The organism is Vibrio anguillarum (genome assembly GCF_001989995.2).
GTDB classification, from domain to species: domain Bacteria; phylum Pseudomonadota; class Gammaproteobacteria; order Enterobacterales; family Vibrionaceae; genus Vibrio; species Vibrio anguillarum.
Genome location: NZ_JAHGUP010000040.1, coordinates 23,135 through 46,373, shown reverse-complemented (window position 1 = coordinate 46,373; position 23,239 = coordinate 23,135). Strand labels below are relative to the sequence as shown.

The window sequence follows — 23,239 nt, the reverse complement described above, 5'->3', positions numbered from 1 at the left end:
TATTTAGTAATAACCCTATTTAGTATTTGATGAATGGAGAGCTCCATGCTTAACTTTTTTAAAACTCGCCCAGATCTACCGCTATCGGATAGCTCTGAGGGCGCAATGCAATCGCGTTTCAAAAGTTTTCAATGGCAAGTATTCTTAGGCTTAGTCTTTGGATACGCCATGTTCTATGTGGTTCGTATGAGTTTAGGCGTCGTTAAAAAACCGATGCTTGATGCGGGCATCGTATCGATAGAAGAACTCGGGATCATGGGATCAGCCTTCTTCTTCACCTACGCATTTGGTAAGTTTTCGAACGGTTTCCTTTCTGACTACGCCAACATCGGCCGATTTATGTCGTTCTCACTACTGCTTTCTGGTGCCACTGCCATATTCATGGGGTTGAACACCACGGCATTCTTCTTTGTGTTACTTTGGGCCGTCAATGGTTGGTTCCAATCGGTGGGTTCTGCGCCTTCTTGCGTCTCGCTTTTCCAATGGTTCTCACCTAAACAACGCGGAAGCCGTTATTCAATTTGGGGAGGATCTCGAAATATCGGCGAAGGCATCACTTGGATTCTAACAGCAACGCTAGTGAGTTATTTAGGCTGGCAAGCAGGTTTCATCGGTGCGGGCATTGCTGCCATCATCGCTGCATTGATTATGTTCTTTGTACTGAAAGATCGTCCGAAAACCTATGGTTTACCTGATGTTGCAACAGCATTTGGTGAAGAGCCCGAGTTCAAAAAAGCCAACGATCCAAAGGAAACACGTCGCGCTCAACTGTTCATTTTGAAGCAGCCGACTGTCTGGCTGATTGCCGCTGCTTGTGCCGCGATGTATATCTCTCGCTATGCGATGTCTTCTTGGGCGGTGTTATACCTACAAGAAACCAAAGGCTATTCACTGATTGATGCTGGTTTTGCAATGTCCACTTACCCTATTGCAGGCCTCGCGGGCGCTATTTTGTCTGGTATCATTTCAGATAAAGTATTCAACGCTAACCGTCATATCCCAACGCTACTTTACGGATTTGCCAACATTGCAGGTATGTGCTTGATGTTCTTCGGCCCCGATAACCGTATGGTAGATGCTGTTGCTCTAGGCTTAATTGGTTTTGCGATTGGTGGGCTTGTCGTATTTCTTGCTGGCCTAACGGCTTGTGACTTAATGCCTAAAAATGCCGTCGGTGCCGTAAAGGGCTTTATTGGTTTGTTCTCTTACTTAGCCGCTTCGGCTCAAGAACTGGTGTCTTCATCATTGATTAAAATGACGGAAGTAGATGGCGTAACCAAATATGACTTTACTCAAGCACAATATTTCTGGTTGGCCGCTGGCGTGATTTCTTTACTGCTTGCGACTACGGTATGGAATGCCAAGAAAGTAACGGATATTGATGCTCCTACGGGCCAGATACTGGAAACGAAACCAATTCTCTAATCTATAACACCCTTGATACAGGGGGGATAATCCTCCCTGTTATTTTCTTATTTTCATTCTTATTTTCTATATCCAAATCACTTGAAAAATCGACCAAATGTCGGCCGAGAGCAATGGACAAGTGCAATTTGCACCACCATAACTTCAAGTAAAATGGCTATAGCGAGTGTCGTTATAGGATACCACTATGTGTAAAACAAAAATCGTTGCAACGCTTGGCCCTGCAAGCCAAAGCCGTGAGATGATCACCAAGCTCATTAATGCTGGTGTTAACGTTGTACGTTTAAACTTTTCTCACGGCACCGCTGACGAGCATATTGAACGCGCGATGCTAGTACGTGACATTTCACAAAAGCTTGGTGTCAGTGTCGGCATATTAGTCGATTTACAAGGACCTAAGATCCGTATTTCCTGTTTTGAAGACGGTGCGATCACTCTAAAAGCGGGTGACTCACTTATTCTCGATGGGCTTCACCCCACAATGGCTGGTAACCAAGAACGTGTGGGCTTAGATTACCCGCAGCTGATTCAAGACTTGAAGTTGGGTGATACTTTACTGCTTGATGATGGCCGAGTACAACTCCGGGTCGAAGAACTCAACAAACCACAGCAGTGGGTAAAAACTCGCGTCATAAACAACGGTAAGCTGTCTAATCGCAAAGGCATTAATTTGCTCGGTGGTGGCCTCTCCGCGCCGGCACTGACGGACAAAGACAAACGAGACATCATCACTGCCGCGAAACTCCAAGCCGATTTTCTAGCCGTCTCATTTCCACGTAATGCCCAGGATTTACATGAAGCGCGCCGGTTAGCGGTACAAGCCGGATGTCATGCACACATTGTCGCCAAAGTAGAGCGAGCCGAAGTGGTGAGCGATCAAAAAAATATGGACGCGGTCATCAATGCATCCGACGTTGTGATGGTTGCTCGTGGTGATTTAGGCGTTGAAATCGGTGATGCTCGCCTACCCGGCGTACAAAAAGCGTTGATTGCGCGCTCAAACTATTTAGGCAAACCCGTTATCACCGCAACACAGATGCTGGAGTCGATGATTGACAGCCCGCTGCCAACACGCGCAGAAGTGCTTGATGTAGCGAACGCGATTATTGATGGCACTGACGCTATTATGCTGTCAGCAGAATCAGCGGCGGGAAGCTATCCCATTGAAGCAGTGGAAGCGATGGTGCGTATCGCTCACGGTGCAGAACAAGAGTTAGGCTGTGCGCAAAATTCATGGGATAAACTGCATCATTTGTGCAGCGATGCGGGCAAAAGCTTCGCGCTTTCCTCCATGATATCGGCGACTAAGGTTCATAGAGATCTTGGGGTCGCCATTTTAACTCAACAGGGAGAAACACCCCTGTTGATGTCTCGCTGTCAAAGCCAAGCTACCATTTGGGCACTCTCCGACAGGCCTGAACTGCTGCGTAAATTAACCATTTTGCGCGGCGTTACACCAACCTATATTCCATCATTAGCGACGCAAGCAGATTTGCTGTCTCAGCAAGTGCTTAACGCTCTGGCACAAGACGCGGCTAACCGCCATATTTCATCCATTTTAATGACACAATTAGAATCGATCGAAGGCGTGGGTAATATTAACGTCTGTCGTTTATTGACGTTGCCAGTAGTAAAAGAATTAGCCGCGTAGAATGTAGGGTTCTGCGCCGCTAATCATGAGATCATTAAAATTATTCAGTGATCTCAACACCTCCCCCTAAAAAAACTTGCTCCACAGGGAACTTGGCCTGCGCTTGTCGCAGGCCCTTTTTAATGATGCCAACAGCCAATTATTTATACAAACAGTAACCTGAGTGAATGAATGGATTGAGCGGCTAAGGCTTCTAATTCCGCTTGTAGCTCTTGATAAGTTTGCGCAGAGTCAGCACTTTTCTCAATGACTAAACACAGCTCAAACAAGGCATGCAAACCTAAGCTGCCAGCTGAACCTTTCAATTTGTGTGCTAACGACTTAACGACCTGAGCCTGTTCTCTGGATTGACGAAACTCGTGTAGGTATTCATGCGTGCAATCGGCGAACAACTCAATGATTTCATTCATCTTGTCACGCCCTAGCACTTCAATATCCGCGAGTAGGATCCGCTCGTCCATAATCGGACGAGCGGATTTTTGGCTATCCGAGGTTACGTGCATAGGCACAATCAACTCAACGGGTAAGGTATTGTGTTCAATACGTTGCTGGACAAGTTGTGCAAGATCTTCTTTGACTAAAGGTTTGGGCAAATAGCCATCAAAACCAGCCGCTAAATAGCTTTCCACCTCTTCATTAAACACATGCGCCGAAATAGCAACCATCGGTGTGGGGCGTAGATGCGAATACTGTTCACGTTCGATAATTTTGAGCTGTGCCAACAGCTCAACACCATTAACGTCAGGTAGATTAATATCGAGCAGTGCGATATCAAACCTGTCTTCACTAAACAGAACCCGAGCTTCAGCGCCTGTTTTCGCGGTGAGCACATTATGACCGAGACTGGTCAAAAACCCTTCAGCAACCATGCAGTTGACAGGGTTATCCTCCACCAGCAAGATGCTGGCCTCTCGCGTCGCGGCTATCGGCCTTTTAACCACGTCATTCACTGCCTCTCCTCGCTGTAAAGGAACAGTTAACTCAAAACGGCTTCCTTTGCCTAAATCTGATTCAAGCTTAAGCTCGCCGCCCATGGCTTCAACAAGCCGTTTGCTGATAGCCAAACCAAGCCCAGTACCGCCTTTGTAACTTTGCTCACTGGAAGCTTGAGTAAACGCATCAAACAGCCTGATTTGATCCTGTTCACTGACTCCAACACCGGAATCCGACACTTCAAATGTCACTTGATTAGGCATTTCAGCATCAAGACTGACATAAATATCCACATAACCTTGATCGGTAAATTTGATGGCATTACCCACAAGGTTCGTCAGCACTTGACCTAAGCGAGTCATATCACCCACCCAAAAAGGAGCAACATCCAGTTCAATCTGCTTGGTAAATTCAAGCGACTTTTCTTCAGCACGTCCTTTCATCAGTTGGTAAACATCGTCCACCATTTGGTGCAAATTAAAGTTGGCATTGCGAATTTCTAAGTGTCCGGCCTCAATTTTTGAATAATCCAGTACATCATTCAAAATGGACAGCAAGGTGTGGCCGCTGCGGTTAATCACGTCCACATACTGGCGCTGTTGAACCGTTAATGGCATCTCTTGTAATAAACGAGCCGTGCCCAATACGCCATTCATTGGTGTGCGGATTTCATGGCTCATGGTGGCCAAAAATGCCGATTTAGCGCGGTTGGCTTGTTCGGCTAAGTTGCGAGCTTTAGCATGATTCAACACTTCCATATTGAGTTTCTTATTGGTGTGTTGTAATTGCTCTGTTCGCTCGGTAACCACTTCCTCTAAGTGCTCTTTATGTTCTTGTAACGCCTCTCTCGCCTGCGCCTCGCTTTCCGCTACCACTTTAAGAGACTGCGCGGTATTGCGAGCCGTGATGATCGCCTGCCCCATTTGCGCCAGTTCATCCTCTCCTTGGACTACCACTTCCACCTGCAGTTGCCCTTTTGCGATGGATAACAGTGCCGATGAATATTCAGCTAAACGTTTTACCACCGACAGATAGACGACCTTCCACATAATGAAAGCTGCAATGAGAAGGCCAACCAAGGTTAGTAAGGTCAATGTATACTGGGCCACGTTCAAGGTTGTAGAGAGCTGCTCAACAGCGCGGGTCGTTGTACGATTGGAGTCATCCACTAATCGGCTGACGGTGGTATTGAGATCTGAAAACTGTAGTAAGGTATTTTGTGTGAGCGATTTCGCGACCTGTTCGTTATCATAACGTTGCTGTAAAACACTAAAAACCACTTTGCGCTTTTCTAACTCATTAAGCAGCTCTGTCATTTGCTTCGAACGAGTCGGGTCTTCTACCGCGCGTACTCTGCGCTGCATGATGGTGAGATTATGCAAAAACTCGGTTTGGATCTGTTGGATACGCTCAACATCGGTAACCGTGCGTGTCTCTTCGATATGGCTGAGCATTTTGAACGCCAGCAAATGAAGCTCATGCAAGCGTTCTGAAAGATCGAGGTCCACTTCCACTAAAGCGTCTAACGCTTTGTACGCTTGTGATGTTTTATCGGCTTGCAGCAAGTCATAAATGTGCGTCACATTCGCCACTGCGATGGTACTGGTATTGAGCACTTGAGTGCGCGTCAGCTCTTCCAATTGCAGCGCCAGTTGTCGCATCTCTTCCACTCGAACACTTAAGTCATGTGCCAGATACAACTTACGCTCAACCGTAATACCAAGCTGAGCCAATGTATCGATAACGCTTTGAACATCATTTTCTAGGCGCGTCAGCAGTTCTGAATCAAAAGAATCGGCACCCAACTGCTTGATGTGATTAAGCAAAGATTGAAGCTGATCGAAAAGCGCTTTGCCATACTGCTGGCGCTCTTGCTCTGTTTTTGAGTTGGTTAACATTTGCACAGACGTAATGATTCGTGTGCTTAACTCCGACACTTGACGCGCTTCCAGCATCGAAGGAATGGCAGAATTCACCACATTACGTTCGGTTTTAGCCACCAGCGAAAAACCAAACACACCGATCAACGCCGATAACAAAACGAGCAGGGCCATTGCCGAAAAGGACAACATTAATTTTCGGCCAATACTGGCTTTGGCTAACAACATGGCACCCAACCTCAAACATTACTTCTTAAGCAACACGGAATGGGCTATATTTTGCAGTGTTTACTCACGTTATGCCAACGAATAGCGAATGCAATTGATCTTAAACCTTATTTCCCCAACGCTTTTACTGCTAATTTTAAGCTTGGTTAGCAGCACAACATTCGCCGAACCCCATAAGAAAGTCTGCGCTTTATACCCTCACCTCAAAGATTCCTATTGGTTATCAGTCAACTATGGAATGGTTGACGAGGCGAGAAAACAGAAGTTGAATTTACGCGTGTTAGAATCGGGGGGTTATCCTAATCATGAACGACAAAAAGAACAGCTTTCATTGTGCGTTCGTTGGGGCGCTGATGCGATCATTCTCGGTACTGTTGCGCCGGATCTTTACACAACGGACTTAAGCACATACGTCGCTTCTACGCCTGTGTTTGCAACGGTTAATCAGCTCATTCTCAATCAGCAGCAGGCTGCGCGGCTACAAGGTCAAGTGGGTGTCGATTGGTATTGGATGGGATACTACGCGGGAAAATATCTTGCTGATAAGCACCCACAAGGCAGTGGAAAAACCAATATAGCTTTGCTACTTGGCCCGAAAACCAGTGGTGGTACTCAACCCGTTAGTCAAGGTTTTTATCGCGCAATACAAGACAGCGATATCAACGTAGTGGAAAGCCTATGGGCAGATAATGATAAAGAACTGCAGCGTAATTTAGTACAACAAGCGCTGGAGCGAACTGACCTTCGCTATATTGTGGGCAGCGCCGTCGCGATTGAAGCGGCGATCAGCGAATTGAGAACCTCAGGGATGACAAACCACATCGGTTTGGTGGCAACCTATTTAAGTCATGGCGTCTACCGCGGGCTGCTGCGTGGCCGAGTCGAATTTGCGCCAACGGATAAAATGGTCGAGCAAGGCAGGCTTTCCATTCAACAAGCTGCGGCTTTTTTCAATCAGCAGCCTTATGAAAAAAAAGCTGCACCGATTATCGAATCCTTAACGCCTATGTCACTCAATCCGCAGATAATTGCAGATTCGTTATCTCCATCTGAATATAGGCCGACTTTTAGCGTAAAAGAGATTGAATAAAAGTGGCGATTTCGCTATTTAACATACTGATTTGAATCATAGGGACTCTTCAATGCAAACAACGACTCGGACTATGCCTGCGCATAAGCATGTCGCTCTCGTCGCTCACGACAACTGCAAACCGGAACTACTTCGCTGGGTAAAAGAAAATAAAGAAAAACTACAGCGCCATTTTTTATACGCGACAGGAACCACTGGCAATATGCTCAGCAAAGAGACTGGCCTTGCTATAAAAAGCATGATCAGCGGTCCGATGGGTGGTGACCAACAAATTGGCGCGTTGATTTCTGAAGGCAAAATTGATGTGTTGATCTTCTTCTGGGACCCACTCAATGCCGTACCGCATGATCCCGATGTAAAAGCTCTGCTACGAATTGCCAGCGTTTGGAACATTCCAGTTGCCACAAACCGCGCCAGTGCTAAATTTTTGTTCTCTTCACAGTTGATAGAGCAAGAGGTCGATATCGAGATCCCTGATTACCAAGCTTATCTAGCTGAACGCATGTAACCTATAACCTTTACATACGCACAGAGACACACAGTCAAAATCCAAATCACCACATAAGACAACTTGATCGCCTGCGTGAACGCATCCCCTTTCAAAGGATGCGTTATTTCTGCTTCACCACTGGGTAATCCCCTGATAGCAATTCGCGAACAAAAACCGAGCCACTGCCCGAGTGCGTGATCCACACTTTCTCTTTAGCGCGGGTCATTGCAACGTAGAATAAACGGCGCTCTTCGGCGTAGGGGAAATCATCATTCGATTGGCTCAATGCACTATCGATATGCAGCGCTTTCACTCGAGCCGGAAACTGCCCCTCATCAACACCGAGCACAATCACAAAATCGGCTTCTTTACCTTTACTGGCGTGACAAGTCATAAATTCTATATTGAGTGAGCGGTAATGCTTTTTCCAGTCGTTAAGCAGCTCTGGTTTATGATAATGGTTTCGTCCAAGCAATAGCACAGATTGCGTACTATTCGCTTGGCGATTGAGTTGATCCAAGATCTTTTCAATGTTGTTGCTTGGTGCAATAAAAACTGATTTTTGTTTTTGCTGCTTGAAGCTGTTAAGTGTTTTTGGTAACTGATTCGGATTAGCTTGAATAAACTGGTTAGCTACCGCACCCAACTGATCATTAAAACGATAAGTCGTATCCAGATAATGAACCGTCGAGTGTGGGAAGCGTTCACTAAACCCAGTCGTAAGATCCACGTCAGAACCAGCAAATTGATAGATTGACTGCCAATCATCACCCACGGCAAACAAGTTACACGCTCCTGGCTGCTGCTCACATAAAGATTGGATCAACGCCAATCGCTGTGGTGAAATATCTTGGTATTCATCGATCATGATGAATTTCCAATTCGATTTAAATTTACCCTTTTCAACGTATTCCGTTGCGCGGCTGATCATCATATTAAAATCGATTTGATTTTGCTCTTTGAGCATTTGTAACCAAGCTTGGTAACATGGCCAGCACAAAGAGAGCTCACTGTTCAGCCGTGAATAGTCTGGATGGTCAATCAAACGTTGTTGCAGCTCCTTTTTCCCAAGACCAAGCATAGCCAGTTGCTCAAGCTGCTTTTCCAACCATGCAATCAGCTTTGGGTTTTCAACATGGCTGCCCAGTTCATCATCACCAGCTAAATAAGCAATTGGCCATTTAGATAAATGCTTCTGCCAACGCTTAAAATTGGTCGGCGTCATCCAATGTTTCTTCAACCAATCAATACACCATGCCAACTTTAAGTTACTGTCTAGAGCCACTGGCGAAATGATCGCTTCTCGCCCTTCAACCTCGTTTAAAATTTTCAGCCCTAACTGATGGAAGGTATTAACGCGAACGTGTTCCGCCGCCATGCCGATTTTGCTATCTAATCGCTGTTCCATCTCTTTCGACGCATCGCGACCAAAAGCCACCAGTAGAATTTCGTGGGCCTGTGCAAGGTGACTTTGGAGTAGATACGCAACACGCGCCGTCAAAACGCTGGTTTTGCCCGAACCTGCACCCGCAAGGATGAGGTTGTGATCATCATTGAGTAGCACTGCGTGTTGCTGCGATAGATTAAGGGGAGAACTTTCGACTTGAGAGAATAAGACTTCCCAGTTTTGACGTTCCAATTCAAGCCAGTGTTGATTTCGCTGGGCAAGGGACGCCGAGCGATCCGTAAGCCAAGGCGAGAGCTGAGCAATAGCATCAGGTAGCCGTTGACGTGCTTCGGCTAATTTCATGTCCATCGTCGAAAAATCAGCTTCCACTTGCAAAGCCCAAACATCCAATAAGGAGTGCGGCAAAAAAGAGGGTAAACGCTTCAAGCGATTGAGCTCTTGCTCCCAGCGAGGCAGATACTGACTCAACTGCACACATTGACGATTGTGCCATTGTTGATAAGCCGCTACCGCCGTATGGGCAAACTGTCGGCACTCGGGCCAAGGCAAACCTTGCACCAACCATGATTGTTGAACACCTTCATCTTCATGCGCAAAAAACTGCAATGCTCCCCAAAACAAACCACGCTTAACACGGACTTTACCGTTCCAAACCGTGAACGGGATCCGCTCTTCGCTGACAGCCGAGGAGATAATCAAACGCTGTTGGTCAAGTTCAACTTGGTTATATTCGTCTTGAATGAGAAATTGTGCAGGCTTATTTGCGCTCAGCTGCATGGTTTTATGCTCTTTTATAAGAATGTGAATATGATATACCAATCACAGTGGGCATTGAAAAATTAATGTCAAGATTACTGTTGTTGATTTTGTAATCAAGTAGACGTTTTTCTTTATCTTGATCAGAGTGTTAATCAACGCTTCTGCTACACTATGGTTTTCTTTTTGGATGTTGAAGTATCGTGCCGCTCTCTAGCAAAATTCGTCTTTATTGGGCGAATAAAACTGTCAATTACAGCATTCTCATTTTGATCACTCTATTAGGTGTAGTCATTCCTGCGTGGCACTACAACCTCAATACTTGGATTACGCCACTGATCCTTGGCGTGATTGCCGCAGCACTGGCTGAAAGTGATGATAGTTTCAGTGGACGGTTAAAATCCCTCACTCTGACATTTATCTGCTTTGCTATCGCTGCATTTTCTATCGAACTGCTTTTCCATACCCCGCCACTGTTTGCGATTGGGTTATTCATCTCCTCGTTTGGTTTTATCATTCTTGGCGCAATTGGCCCACGCTATGCCAGCATCGCCTTTGGCTCCTTACTTATCGCCATCTACACCATGTTGGGTGCACACCAAAGCGTGAATTTGTGGTTTCAACCCGTTTTGCTCCTGACGGGTGCCGCTTGGTATTACTTCATGTCGATGATTTGGCATATGTTTTGGCCAATGCAACCAGTACAGCAAAGCTTAGCGAATGTTTTTTTGCAATTGGCCAATTATCTTGAGTCCAAAAGCCATCTCTTCCATCCCGTATCGAACTTAGTTCCTCAGCCATATCGAATTGCTGAAGCCAATTTAAACGCGGCAACGGTTACCGCACTCAATCAATGTAAAGCCACTTTGTTGAGTCGTTCAAAAAGAGGCCATATTGATGGTGCCAGTGACCGATTTCTCAACATCTATTTTATGGCACAAGATATCCATGAACGTGTCAATTCAAGTCATTATCGCTATCAAGAGCTTGCCGAACACTTTGGCCGCTCAGATGTGCTGTTTCGCTTTAAACATTTATTAGAAACACAGGCTAAAGCCTGCCGTGAAATAGCCCAATCGATTCAGTTAGGGCGAAGTTATCAGCACCATTCAGAGTCAATTATGGCTTTGGATGAATTGCAAAGCTCATTAAACTACCTACAAGAACAACAACGCCCTGACTGGCGGGTGTCACTAGCGCAATTAGGTTATCTTTTCAATAACTTAGCAACAGTAGAAAAGCAGCTCAATAACGTTAACAACCCTGATGCTAACAAGCTCGAAGAGGGCATGTTGTATGATACAGAAGCCCACACTCTTAAAGCCATGTGGTTACGGGTGAAGGCAAATCTGCATAAAGATTCCATGCTATTTCGTCATGCGCTGCGTATGTCTATCGCACTCACTATCGGTTACGGAATCATCCAAGGTTTTGGTATTGAACGAGGCTATTGGATTTTACTCACGACACTGTTTGTTTGTCAGCCAAACTACTCAGCCACTCGGCAAAAACTGACGGCCCGAATCATTGGCACGTTATCGGGGCTGTTTTTAGGCGTGCTGCTCTTAACCTTGTTCCCATCGCCAGAAAGCCAATTGGTCTTTATCGTACTATCAGGTGTGATGTTTTTCGCCTTTAGACTAAACAACTACGGCTATGCGACTGGCTTTATTACTCTTTTAGTGCTGTTTTGCTTTAATCAATTGGGTGAAGGTTACGCCGTGGTACTGCCTCGGCTTGCCGATACTCTGATTGGCTGCGCATTGGCCGTCGCAGCGGTAGTGCTGATCCTCCCTGACTGGCAATCAAAACGATTACATAAAGTCATGGCGGATGCGATCGATGCCAACAAAGCCTATTTGGGACAGATTATTGGTCAGTACCGCATCGGTAAAAAAGACAACTTGAGCTATCGCATCTCACGGCGCAATGCCCACAACCAAGACGCAAATTTAACCGCAGCGATCAGTAATATGCTGGCAGAACCGGGTAAATATCGCGCGGCAATCGATGAAAGTTTCCGTTTTCTGACACTGAACCATGCACTGCTCAGCTATATCTCTGCTCTTGGAGCCCATCGGACACGCATCGAAGATGAAGCAACGCACCAACTGGTACTTGAAACTCACCGAGTGATCCACCAACACCTAGAGGTGTTGCACAAACAACTTTATGAACATTGTGATGAATGCGATACCAGCGACATTGACGACGCAGGCTTAGAGAAACGCTTAGCCGAATGGCGTGAAGAAGATGAAAGCTCGGTAAGAATGGTCTTACAACAGCTGCACCTTATTTATCGCATGCTACCTGAGCTTCACTCTCTCGCCAGTAAGTTTGCCGTCCGTGTAAACTAGCAATTGTCGTAATAATGAGAGCGGCTCAATTTCGGGCGGCTCTCACCTTTCTCTTGTTATAACTTGACATTTTTCGGACAAAAAATCGCCACATCGAGAATAATCTCAGATTAAGTATTTTCTTACAGGTGTAAGGCCATGAAAGGACATCAAACTTACCGCGGTGAGAAGGCAGCGCATTTTTTACTGAGGCATGAGTCGATGACGCATAATCAATTTGAGTCTTTAAAATCACAATTACAGCATTTAACACCTCAACAACTGCGTTTATTACAAGGCGAGATAAAGCACTCTTTGGAAAATGAATCGAATAACTTACTCACTGATGATGAGCTGAATGTGCTTTCGAGCCTCTTTTCCTAGTCACGAATTTCTTCTTGTGCAAAAAGTAAACGGAGCCTAAACTTTAGACATCGACGAGGGTAAGCTTATGTCTATATCTGGTGTTCATTCTGGCTATCAACTGATCAATCAGTCAAATAAAATGGCTGAGGATGCGGCTCGTGAGCTCAATATGGAAAAAGACATCTCTCCTATTGATAAAACGGACAAAGCGCTTGCTTTTAATAAAGTTGAGTTTGATAAAGTTGTTGCTAAAGCTGAAGAAAAACCTGAAGCAATTGATAGCCTACTAAAATTGAACCAAGCTACACAATACAACCGCATTGGCACCAATATTATCCAACGAGATCAAGACATGCTGGGTTCAATATTGGATATCCAAGCCTAACTCTTCACACAACTTGCAACACAAGCAAATATTGTGTTTATGTGCATGGTTAGTACAATGCCCGCAAATTCTTTACCATGATTCGCTATGCCTAAGCTAAACCTGCATCGAAGAGATTATGTTTCTATTTTGGGTGGTGATATATCAGCCCAGCAGCTAGAGCAAATACTCCAACCCAAACTCACTTCTCCAACGCTCAAATTAACACCAAGTCCGTATTTAACCGCAAAAAATGTAGAACGCCGTTGGCAAGTACTTAACACGCGAACGAACAAAAGTGCGCTTTTAGATGACTTAACAGAGCAAGATATGCTCAGCTACCACAAAAATATTGAGCATTTTATTGGCACAGTCAAAGTTCCAGTTGGGATCGCAGGGCCATTACGAGTCAACGGACTGTTTGCCAAAGGTGATTATCTCGTCCCGTTAGCGACAACCGAAGCCGCTTTGGTTGCCTCTTATCATCGTGGGGCAAAACTGCTCACTGCGGCAGGAGGTGCAAGCGCCATGTTGTTAAATGAAGGCGTTACTCGCACGCCAGGCTTTGCATTTTATAACTTAATCGAAGCTGGGCAGTTTGTGGCGTGGATAGTGACTCAATATGACCACTTTAAACAAGTTGCAGAAAACACGACAGCACACGGAAAACTGTCAGACATTAATGTCAATATTGAAGGGAACCATGTCTACCTCGTGTTTGAGTTTTTAACCGGCGATGCATCAGGGCAAAACATGGTCACTATTGCCACCAATGCCGTGTTCCAAACCATTCTGGCGAATACTCCTGTGCAGCCTGAATACGCATTCCTTGATGGCAACCTATCGGGTGATAAAAAAGCCACTAGCCAAACACTGCGTAGTGTGAGAGGAAAAAAAGTGACTGCCGAGGTGCATTTATCTGCCGAACTCATCCATAAACATCTGCATACGACGCCACAGTCTATGATGCAATTTGGCCAAATGACGACTGTTGGTGGGGCATTAAGCGGCGCGATAGGCATTAACGCGCATTACGCTAATGCACTCGCTGCTTTGTATATTGCCTGTGGGCAAGACGCCGCTTGCGTTGCTGAATCGGCAATTGGTATGACACGCATGGAAGTGGACAAAAATGGTGGTTTGTACGCCAGTGTAACCTTACCCAATTTAATGTTAGGGACCGTTGGTGGCGGTACAGGGTTACCGAGTCAAAAAGCATGTTTGGATATTCTCAGTCTGCACGGTACTGGTCATTCGCAAGCGTTAGCCGAAGTGGCAGCATCACTCTGTCTGGCTGGTGAACTTTCTATTGTCGGTGCGTTCTGCGCTGGCCATTTTTCACGCGCTCATCGTAAACTCGCTCGTTGAGGTATTACTTTTCACAACCGAAAAGGCGTTACGTGAAGACGTAGCGCCTTTTTTATTGGTTAAGTGAGCATATGCATTAGAAAATAATGATCGAGATCAAAATAAAAAAACAAAAAACTAACTATTTCGACTGAAAAATGGTTTCATACGAACATTACAGAACAAAAACGAAATAGGTACGCTCAATGAACAACCATTCTGTTTGCAACTCGATTGAAGCCGAAAACAATGTGCTCGACATTATTGTTGTCGGTGGCGGTATCAATGGGGCAGGCATCGCCGTAGATGCTGCTGGCCGCGGGCTGAAAGTTGGCCTGTATGAAGCAAAAGACTTTGCTAGCGCTACCTCTTCTGCGAGCTCAAAATTAATTCATGGTGGGTTGAGATACCTAGAACATTATGAATTTCGTTTAGTCGGTGAGTCATTGGCTGAACGCGAAGTACTGTTGCGCAAAGCGCCTCACATTGCAAAACCGATGCGATTTCGTCTACCACACCGCCCTTTTCTAAGACCTGCTTGGATGATTCGTGCCGGACTTTTTCTTTATGACCATTTAGGCAAACGAACCTCACTACCTGCCAGCAAAAAAATAGCCCTTAACGCGGGTGTGGTGACTAAAAATGAGATGAAAATGGGTTTCGAATACTCAGACTGCTGGGTCGATGATGCTCGTTTAGTGATACTGAATGCGATGCAAGCACGTGAACTCGGTTCCGAAGTAAAAAACTATTGCCGCGTTGAATCAGCTCGTCGTGTTGACGAGTTATGGCATGTGACTTTGTTTGATGAAAAAACACAAACTCGTTTTACTCGCCGCAGTCACGCGCTTGTCAACGCAACAGGTCCTTGGGTTAAACAGTTCATTGATGAGCAGATTGAAATTACTTCTCCCTACGGTATCCGGCTTATCAAAGGATCACATATTATCGTGCCGAAAATTCACGATGAAGAGCAGGCGTATATTTTACAAAACGAAGATAAGCGGATCGTCTTTGTGATCCCCTATCTTGATCACTATTCAATGATAGGCACCACCGATGTCGAATACCGAGGTGATCCTCGTCAAGTGAAAATTAGCGTCGAAGAAAAACAGTACTTATTGGATGTTGTGAATAAGCACTTTATCCATCAGGTCACACTGGATGATATTGTGGCTGACTTCAGCGGTGTACGCCCGCTTTGTGATGACGAGTCTGACTCACCACAAGCCATTACTCGGGACTATACACTCTCATTGGATCAACAAGCTGATAATGCGCCATTACTTTCTATTTTTGGTGGAAAGTTAACCACTTATCGCAAGTTAGCTGAATCTGCTATGGGTCAATTAAAACCATTTTTTAATCAAATGTCTGACAGTTGGACCGCAAACAAACCACTGCCTGGTGGAGAAGCCTTTTACCCAGCACAGCTCAAACAGCAGCTTGAGCAGCGCTTTCCAGATCTTGATAAAGCGACCATTAACCGCTGGATCACTAATTATGGTAGCCGAGCTTCGGTGATGCTCGATAATGTGCAAAGTAGTGCTGATCTGGGTAAACATTTTGCGGTTGGGCTCTATCAATGCGAAGTCGATTATCTCTTACATTATGAATTTGCTTCTTCATGTGAAGATATCCTATGGCGCAGAAGTAAACTCGGCTTAACATTTAACACTGAACAAATTGATCAGTTAAATGATTATATCGGCCAATCATCAACTTGTGAATGTCAACGCATCAGTGCTTAACACAAGGTGTAGCCACTAGAATTAAAATTGAGAAAAGCTCTTAGAAACATGATCTTCTGAGAGTTTTTTACTTTTTCTTAGTAGGTGACGTAAAAATCACGGGGTATAGTAAAGCTATATTTCCGTAACGACGATGCCACTCAATGCCAATTCCGAATACTAACAGCGACGATCTCATCAAACTCCTTAAGCCATGCATGAAAATCCTCGTCACTATTGAATTCGGACCTGAGGATTCTTACAGCTTTTCAACGACAATTGTCGGATGTAAACGTGAAAGATATGTACTGATCGATATGCCCGTAAAAGCTCGTGAAGACTTGGTGATGCGAAAAATAGTTAATATCCAAATCATTTTGCGTGGGATTTGTGACACTGAATTAGGTCATATACTCGCGTTCAAAACCTCGATTATTCGTAGTATCTCTAAACCGTTCGGATTACTGTTTATCAAGTTTCCTAAGCACTTTGTGACCAAACCAATCCGTGAGCACGAGCGCTATAAACTCTCTTTGCCTGCCGTTATGCATGAAGGAGAGCATCAATTTAAAGGGAAATTGATCGACTTTTCTATTTCTGGCTGCGCGCTATTTATTCCTGGCTTGCACCATTTAGAAAAAGATATGTTTATTGAGATAAAGTCCACACTCTCCCCACTTCTACCACAAGATCTCGCTTGCCAAATCGTCAGTGTGCGTCAACAAGGTAAAGGAATGTTAGTAGGCGTTAAATTTCTTGAATCAATTGCAATGACCGCTGCATTGAAAAAAGAAATATTAGAACGCGCTTTTATGGCTGGTAGCGTATAAGAATGTTGCGCGGTGCTTTATTTCTGCCGTTTTTGGAAGTGACAAAAAGCCTCATGCAATGCTTTCTCTTTGATAGGTTTAACTATCACATACTCTGCACCTGCGGCCATAAATGCTTCGTTAGTCGATTGCATACCATCAGCTGTACACGCATAAATAGGTACATCCATCATCAACTCATGTTTGATCAAATGTGTTGTTTCAACCCCACCTAAGTAAGGCAGTTGGTTATCCATTAATATAAGATCCACTGGATGATCTTTCACATAATCAATCGCCTGTAGACCATCCTCTACTCTTGTCACTTCCATACCGTATTTTTTGCAAAATGCTTGAGCAATAAAAGCGTTGGTATGATTATCTTCGACTAGCAACACTTTGATTGGTTTTTCAAACATTTCATGTGGCGGCGCGCGCTCATAAGATGGTATATCCTTCCCGCAGTCACTGACGACAACCAACGGGAGTTCAACAGAAAATGTAGTACCTAGTCCAAATTGGCTTTTCACGTTTACGGCACCACCAAGCATCTCAATTAAGCTTTTGACAATCGCAAGCCCCAAACCACTACCGCCGTATTCTCGTGTGGTGTTTGATTCTACTTGAGTAAAAGGCTCAAAAATAAGCGCGAGATCTTGCTCTCTGATGCCGATACCTGTATCACTAATCGAAATAAACAATTGGTGGTTATTCTTTTGCTGGAACTCAATGCTAATCAACCCATTATGGGTAAACTTAGTCGCATTATTTAATAAATTAAACAGAATTTGGTTCAGGCGGACTTGATCGCTATGGATCATCATATCAGGCGGAATATTGCTCTTTAGGCTGAACTCAATCTCTTTTTCGGCACATAATGGCCGATAGATACTTTCCACGGCAGAGATGACCTCAACCAGCTTAAAGTCAGACTCTTGAATTCTAAACTGTCCCTGCTCTATCTTTGAAAAATCAAGGATATCATTCAGCACCGCCAATAAATGTTCACCACTACTGCATAACACATTCACTTGTTCAAGTTGCTCATGGTCACTGATTTCACGCTTAAGTAATTGAGAAACACCTAAAATTCCATTCAATGGTGTTCTCAGCTCATGGCTCATGGCTCATTTTTGCAAGAAATTCAGCACGAATACGCGCCGACTCTTCCGCTTCCTGCCTTGCTAGTCGGCTCTGTTTGGCCGCCTCCGCCTCAGCGATTGTCGTAATATCTTGTCCTTGAGTGATGATTGACTCAATTCTCTGCTCAAAAATAATGGGCGATAAATTCCAGCGAAAAACCTTATTGCCAACTTCAACGTTTATCTCTCGGAACGTTTCCTGTTCAACCGCAAGGCGTATCTTTGGCTGCAGTTCTTGCTTTAATGCATCAAGAATGCATTGCTGTTGATCATTGCGACGCATGAAATATTTCTTTGCTGATGGGTTCATTTTGATGATATCACCGTCGATACTCCATACTATGATGGGCGAAAGTGAAAAATTGAACAGATCTTCAAATTGTTTTTCTTGCTCAGATAAACGTTGAAATGTGTGTTCTAGCGTTCTGCCGAAGTGATCAAATTCATAGATTTTAGAACCAGAAAAAAGCTCATAACTCCCAGCTTCTGCAGCTTTGTGGGTGTAATTCATCAAGCTACTGATTTCATTTTTGACACGCTGCTGTAACCACCAACGTGTCAAAATAGAGACTATCACCATCGCAAAAAGGGCAAAAATCATCCAAAAAAAATAATTTTCACGTAATTGCAATACGTTCTCATTGCTCTGCACACTGAGGACGTTAATATAAATTGGTACGCCTTCTATGGTTAACGCGGTACGGCTTACCATGTAATCGGCAAAACTATAGGCGTCAAAATTATCTTCTAAAACATCACGTTCCGTGTAGGTCTCATCACCATTAATTGTTGAGGCTAAGACCTTTTCACCCGTCGTCATCACGAGATTTTCTGAGTTACTCCCTTCACGTAATGTTTCTGCCAGCACGTAATTGTTGTTAAGTACGGTAGCAAGATGCAAAAAACCAATCACCTCTCCGGACTGCGAGTCAATAACGGGAGTACGTCTGACCATTAGGTAGGCATAGCCCAATTGAGAGGGAGATTTGATCATATGCCAGTTATTACTTAACGCGACTTTACGAGACATGTTTACCAGCTCGTTTTGTTCAATACCATAAAACTGAGCATTGCCATCTTCCCACATCAGGCTGTCAGAATCAGAAATGAAACGAATGTCAGGCGTGTTGGCTACTTCTAGCTGGTCAACTCCAAAAAAGAACTGATCAATACTGTCATTATCGCCCTTACGAATTGCTTTAACTAAACCTGCATTTTTTGCGCTGCTATCTTGGTTTATCTGCAGTAATGAAAGGCGGAAGTTAAAGAGGTTCTGGATGAGACTAGAGGTTTGAGAAGCCGTACGTTGCACTTCTTGAGCAATGATTTTGCTACTGATCTGATAACTTTGAAATAAAACGCTGAGCGTCAATGCGCCAATCACCGCAATCATTGATTTGGTGATCACGGTAGCTATCTTTTGTTTTTTCTTGACGGTGCTTGACCTTAAACTCATTAATGACTCGATATATCAATGGTCAGAGTAACGAAATGCTCGTTTTTTGAGCTTTTCAATATACGCTGAAGAGACCTCTTTGGTTACCAACTCAAAATCACCAGAGTAAACCGTAGGTACCGGCTTTCCTTCAAGATCCCACTTAATGGCTTCCGCCATAGCAACACCGGCATCATCATTGACACGCATGATAGTCACATCAAGTGTGCTATTTTGCAGCGCGTCCAATTCAGCCTCACCACCGCCCCAGCCGTTTAACGTAATATCTTCTCTATTTTGCTGCTGCAACGCATCCATGGCACCGAGTGCAACATCAGTAGAGCATGCGTAAATAAAATTAATATCTGGTGTTTGTTTAAGAATACGCAAAGTTGCATCAAATGCACTATCTCGTGTCGCTTTTGTATAAAACGAAGAGGCCAAGTGATATTTGCTGTCTCGACTCATTTCTTGGATAAAACTATCACCGCGAGCATCGCTAACATAGCCTTCAGAATAATAGAGTACGGAATAAGCACTATTCTTTGGCGCCGACTTTTTGTAGTAATCCACCAGTTTCATTGTGCCAATTTCATGATCAAACCCCACGTACATAAAAGGCTGGCGATCTCCCCAACTTTTTACCGGCGTAGTGATATTTTGCAGAATAATTTTGGTTTGATTTGAACTTAACAACTGCTCGATAAATTTACGGTGGCGGATGGTATCAAGCGTAAACACCAAGTAATCGGATTTGTTTCTGATCGCTTCCATCAACGATAAACTTTGTTGGCGAATATCGACATTCGGACGAGTGAAGACTTGGTTAATTTGGTATCTAATCCCAAGTTCGTCTAAACGCATCTCAAAGGCTTTGATATTGCGCGCCCAATAATCGGAAACTTGTTGACCTGGATAAACAACAGAAATATGAATAGGTTTATCTTGCTCTATTGAGAGTACAGCGGGAGGTTGACGCACTGCCTGTATCATCTGGTCGGTAAGAGCCTGTTGCGCAGGATGAAGATCTAAAAACTCTTGATATCGCCAATAACCATTTAAAACTTGCGCTGCAGCCTGAGTGGAGGCTGCCAAACTGACACTGAACACAAATGAAAGGAGCAGGATTTTTCTCATGGCATTCTCATTACACTAACTTCTGGATTTAATGACACACAATGGCTGATTTCGCACTCATCATATTCTCGGACTACCCAATGAAGGATCAAACAAGTAGCCCGTATATCATCTTGATTATTAAGTATGTTCCTTATAAATGATAGTGCAAACCACTAAAAAAGCTGACTTGCACTCATAACCGCTCATTTACTAAACAAAAGCATCAGAATGCTTTCCTATACTTAAAAGGTGAAAGCTAAATTTCCAGAAATGCCAAATTGATTATCTCCAGCATAGTTTCCTGCAAGATCGAAACTGACAAGATCTCCGGGGTTGATGCCAATGCCAAACGTCACGGCGTTGTCCAAAGTATCTTCTAAATCGATTTCATAACCCGCACGAAGCTGTGCCCATCCCCAAGCATTACCTTCTAAGCCAAAGCGTAGGTATTGTGTATCATCTTTTTGGTCTTGGAAACGACTCTGCTTTGTTGCATCTAAATCGATTGCAGCAGTGAAAAACTCAGTGACATATCCACCCGAGATTGTGACTTGCGTATCCAAATCATACGAGCTTAAACCATCAATGGTTTTTAATTCTTGAGCAAAAAGATCCTTTACCGCAACACCCACTCGAAAATCGTTAATTAACCACACAGCCCCTAAATCAAGATTGAAGGCATTATCGTTCGTTTCGCTTTTGTCATAATCAGCAAGATCAAATTCTTTTACCGAAACATTTTGCTTATAGGTTCTTAATTGTTGAATTTTTGGCGTAATGCCAAATGAAAATTGTTGGCCACGAATGTTGTATATTTTGGCCAGTGCTAGGCCAAATTCTGAGTAACCAAATGCAATCAGATCAACAGTTGAATTTTTATAACGATTCTCAACGTCGGTGCCGCTACTGCCTGTATTTGCCGCAATATCAGAACGCGCAATCACCTCCGCGTGACCACGCGCAAAAATATTAAGTGAAACTAGATCGAGAGGAATTGCTATCGCCATACCAATGCCCGCCGATGCAGCAAGAGGCTTGTCATCGGCAAGCTGGTCTAAATACTGATTGAGTTTATCAATATCACTTTGATTGGGTGTACCGGAATTTTCAAACGCTTTGATGCTATCTTGCAGGTCATCAATGGATTTTAGGCTTTTGTCTGGGTCTCTAGCCGCACCACCTACCGCAGGGAAAAGCACGCCAAACGTGTCATTATTCCGATACACGGCCACCAAAGTAGGATTATAGAATGGGGCTAGCAGATAATCGGCCGTTGTTACGCCAGTATTCCCCATTCCATTACCACGTGCGTCAGCTATCGTGTTCGCCGCTTGCGCAGAAGCACAAGCCAACAAGAGCAACGAGACCACTGACCATTTGTTGTAACTGTTCATATTGCAACCAACCCTGTTGTTATTATTCCCTAAACAAGGTTAATACAATTTTTTACATTGCACATGAAATTGGCGAATAATGCCGCTGACCAAACCTAATCGTCACCAAAATCATCCATGCCACTAACAGAGAAATGAACATTCTCTTGCCCTGCCACCAACTGTTCTTTTTGCAATTTGGTCAGTTTTTTAATCGCTAGCTCAGTTTTTAAAGCGAGGCTTTTACCGCCTTCTACACGTTGAGACCAAACCAATAATAACGGCCCTTTACCTCGTAACGCTTTTGCACCCTTCCCTGTTTGGTGTTGTACAAAGCGTCGTTCAACATCCGTTGTAATACCGCAATACAGTGCTTGATGGCGGGTTCGAACCAAATAAACCCACCAGTCCGGGCTATCTTTGTGGGAAACCTTATTCACTTACAGTAAGCTTTCCACCAAAGCGCGTAACTCGGCGACTTCATTTTTTAATGCGTGAACCTCATGTTCAAGCTGATCAATACGAGCAGTCGCCCCACCTTCCGGAGCATGAGCAAAGGTTTGCTCTAAACTTTCAACGTCAACCTCTCCAGAAAAGAGATGTTGATAACGCGACTCTCGCTTACCCGGTTCACGCGGTAGCTTCACCACCAGCGGGCCTGATTCACGGTTGGCTAAAGCGTCTAAAATAGTTTCGACTTCTTTTACATCGGTAAAACTGCATAATCGGTTAGTACGAGTGCGCAACTCTCCCGGCGTTTGTGGCCCACGCAGCAGCATGCAGCACACCAAACCAAGCTCTTGATTTGACAGCTTTAAATCGCCAAATTCGGTATTGCAGAAACGGTGCTGATATTTGCTCACTCGGCTATTAAAACCACTTTCATCACTCATCAGGTGACGAGCGATCAAGCCCTCAGCGGCATCTTGAACCTCAGCTTCGGTTAATGACAGCACTGGCTCACGGTTACTTTTTTGGTTACATGCGGTGGTCAAGCTGTTGAGCGTTAATGGATAGTAATCAGGCGTGGTCACTTCTTTTTCAATTAAGCAGCCAATAATTCGTGCTTCTAGGGGAGAGAGCTCAATGTTCATTATAATTTCCTTTTTTCTAAGCGGAGTTTCCTAATCGAGGCCACAATTGATGTTGCATTAGTGTTCTAACAACAGTGAAATTCGGATGATTTTCCCATTGCTATCAATCATCACAATCTTTGCACGGCTTAACTCTAACTCGGTCATCTCCAGCTTCTCACGCTCGCTAATATAAGCTTCACGCAATTTAACACTGTGATGCAGTTCAGCGTTTGCAGGTACATCTTTTCTTTTAGGTACTAAAATTTCTGAAAGTTGCATCT

Annotated in this window: 17 protein-coding genes and 1 pseudogene; 10 read left to right on the top strand and 8 right to left on the bottom strand. The window is 44.3% G+C overall.

Annotated elements, in window-relative coordinates; translation table 11 throughout:
* Positions 1 to 45 precede the first annotated feature (45 nt).
* Both PL85_RS10900 and pyk read left to right on the top strand, forming a co-directional pair.
* The gene (locus PL85_RS10900) at positions 46 to 1,425 is read left to right on the top strand and encodes an MFS transporter (protein WP_115340237.1); all 1,380 of its coding nucleotides are present in this window, start codon (positions 46 to 48) and stop codon (positions 1,423 to 1,425) included.
* 187 nt (positions 1,426 to 1,612) lie between these two features.
* Positions 1,613 to 3,076, top strand: coding sequence for a pyruvate kinase (gene pyk / locus PL85_RS10895; protein WP_115340238.1), 1,464 nt, complete (start codon positions 1,613 to 1,615; stop codon positions 3,074 to 3,076).
* A gap of 143 nt (positions 3,077 to 3,219) precedes the next feature.
* Here pyk and torS read toward each other — a convergent pair whose 3' ends face one another.
* Positions 3,220 to 6,117 (bottom strand): TMAO reductase system sensor histidine kinase/response regulator TorS, encoded by a 2,898-nt coding sequence (torS, locus tag PL85_RS10890; RefSeq protein ID WP_234826592.1) that lies wholly within the window; start codon positions 6,115 to 6,117, stop codon positions 3,220 to 3,222.
* Positions 6,118 to 6,205: 88 nt separating this feature from the next.
* On the opposite strand from torS, the gene torT reads away from it, so the two are divergent.
* Positions 6,206 to 7,207, top strand: coding sequence for a TMAO reductase system periplasmic protein TorT (gene torT / locus PL85_RS10885; protein WP_017046403.1), 1,002 nt, complete (start codon positions 6,206 to 6,208; stop codon positions 7,205 to 7,207).
* A 52-nt stretch (positions 7,208 to 7,259) separates the two neighbouring features.
* The gene (locus tag PL85_RS10880; RefSeq protein WP_026027464.1) at positions 7,260 to 7,715 is read left to right on the top strand and encodes a methylglyoxal synthase; all 456 of its coding nucleotides are present in this window, start codon (positions 7,260 to 7,262) and stop codon (positions 7,713 to 7,715) included.
* Between the two features lie 103 nt (positions 7,716 to 7,818).
* Here PL85_RS10880 and helD read toward each other — a convergent pair whose 3' ends face one another.
* Entirely contained in the window at positions 7,819 to 9,882 is a 2,064-nt protein-coding gene (gene helD / locus PL85_RS10875; RefSeq protein WP_094149880.1) for a DNA helicase IV, read from the bottom strand.
* Positions 9,883 to 10,064: 182 nt separating this feature from the next.
* Between helD and yccS the strand changes: the two genes are divergently transcribed.
* The 6 genes from yccS to PL85_RS10845 all read left to right on the top strand — a co-directional run bounded on the left by yccS (position 10,065) and on the right by PL85_RS10845 (position 16,834).
* A complete protein-coding gene (gene yccS, locus PL85_RS10870) occupies positions 10,065 to 12,218 on the top strand; it encodes a YccS family putative transporter (protein ID WP_094131650.1) in 2,154 nt (717 codons plus the stop codon).
* 138 nt (positions 12,219 to 12,356) lie between these two features.
* Positions 12,357 to 12,581 carry a hypothetical protein gene (locus tag PL85_RS10865; RefSeq protein WP_013867905.1) on the top strand — a complete coding sequence of 75 codons (225 nt, stop codon included), beginning with the start codon at positions 12,357 to 12,359 and terminating at the stop codon, positions 12,579 to 12,581.
* A gap of 67 nt (positions 12,582 to 12,648) precedes the next feature.
* The gene (locus PL85_RS10860; RefSeq protein WP_094131651.1) at positions 12,649 to 12,948 is read left to right on the top strand and encodes a hypothetical protein; all 300 of its coding nucleotides are present in this window, start codon (positions 12,649 to 12,651) and stop codon (positions 12,946 to 12,948) included.
* An 87-nt stretch (positions 12,949 to 13,035) separates the two neighbouring features.
* Positions 13,036 to 14,295: a hydroxymethylglutaryl-CoA reductase gene (locus tag PL85_RS10855; RefSeq protein ID WP_115340240.1), complete on the top strand. Its 1,260-nt coding sequence runs from the start codon at positions 13,036 to 13,038 to the stop codon at positions 14,293 to 14,295.
* Between the two features lie 185 nt (positions 14,296 to 14,480).
* Entirely contained in the window at positions 14,481 to 16,025 is a 1,545-nt protein-coding gene (gene glpD / locus PL85_RS10850; RefSeq protein ID WP_115340241.1) for a glycerol-3-phosphate dehydrogenase, read from the top strand.
* Positions 16,026 to 16,168: 143 nt separating this feature from the next.
* Positions 16,169 to 16,834 carry a PilZ domain-containing protein gene (locus PL85_RS10845; RefSeq protein WP_019282225.1) on the top strand — a complete coding sequence of 222 codons (666 nt, stop codon included), beginning with the start codon at positions 16,169 to 16,171 and terminating at the stop codon, positions 16,832 to 16,834.
* A 17-nt stretch (positions 16,835 to 16,851) separates the two neighbouring features.
* On the opposite strand, the pseudogene luxQ reads toward PL85_RS10845, so the two are convergent.
* From luxQ to PL85_RS10815, 6 genes and pseudogenes are all read right to left on the bottom strand, one after another.
* Positions 16,852 to 19,411 (bottom strand): annotated as a pseudogene (luxQ, locus tag PL85_RS10840) (quorum-sensing autoinducer 2 sensor kinase/phosphatase LuxQ).
* A gap of 15 nt (positions 19,412 to 19,426) precedes the next feature.
* Entirely contained in the window at positions 19,427 to 20,527 is a 1,101-nt protein-coding gene (locus PL85_RS10835; RefSeq protein ID WP_017048780.1) for an autoinducer 2-binding periplasmic protein LuxP, read from the bottom strand.
* A gap of 224 nt (positions 20,528 to 20,751) precedes the next feature.
* Entirely contained in the window at positions 20,752 to 21,903 is a 1,152-nt protein-coding gene (locus PL85_RS10830; RefSeq protein ID WP_115340242.1) for a conjugal transfer protein TraF, read from the bottom strand.
* Positions 21,904 to 21,998: 95 nt separating this feature from the next.
* On the bottom strand, positions 21,999 to 22,322 hold the full coding sequence (locus PL85_RS10825; RefSeq protein ID WP_013867913.1) for a GIY-YIG nuclease family protein: 324 nt from the start codon (positions 22,320 to 22,322) through the stop codon (positions 21,999 to 22,001).
* Positions 22,323 to 22,976 (bottom strand): YceH family protein, encoded by a 654-nt coding sequence (locus tag PL85_RS10820; RefSeq protein ID WP_019282227.1) that lies wholly within the window; start codon positions 22,974 to 22,976, stop codon positions 22,323 to 22,325.
* A 57-nt stretch (positions 22,977 to 23,033) separates the two neighbouring features.
* The gene (locus PL85_RS10815; RefSeq protein ID WP_026027876.1) at positions 23,034 to 23,237 is read right to left on the bottom strand and encodes a hypothetical protein; all 204 of its coding nucleotides are present in this window, start codon (positions 23,235 to 23,237) and stop codon (positions 23,034 to 23,036) included.
* Between the last annotated feature and the right edge of the window lie 2 nt (positions 23,238 to 23,239).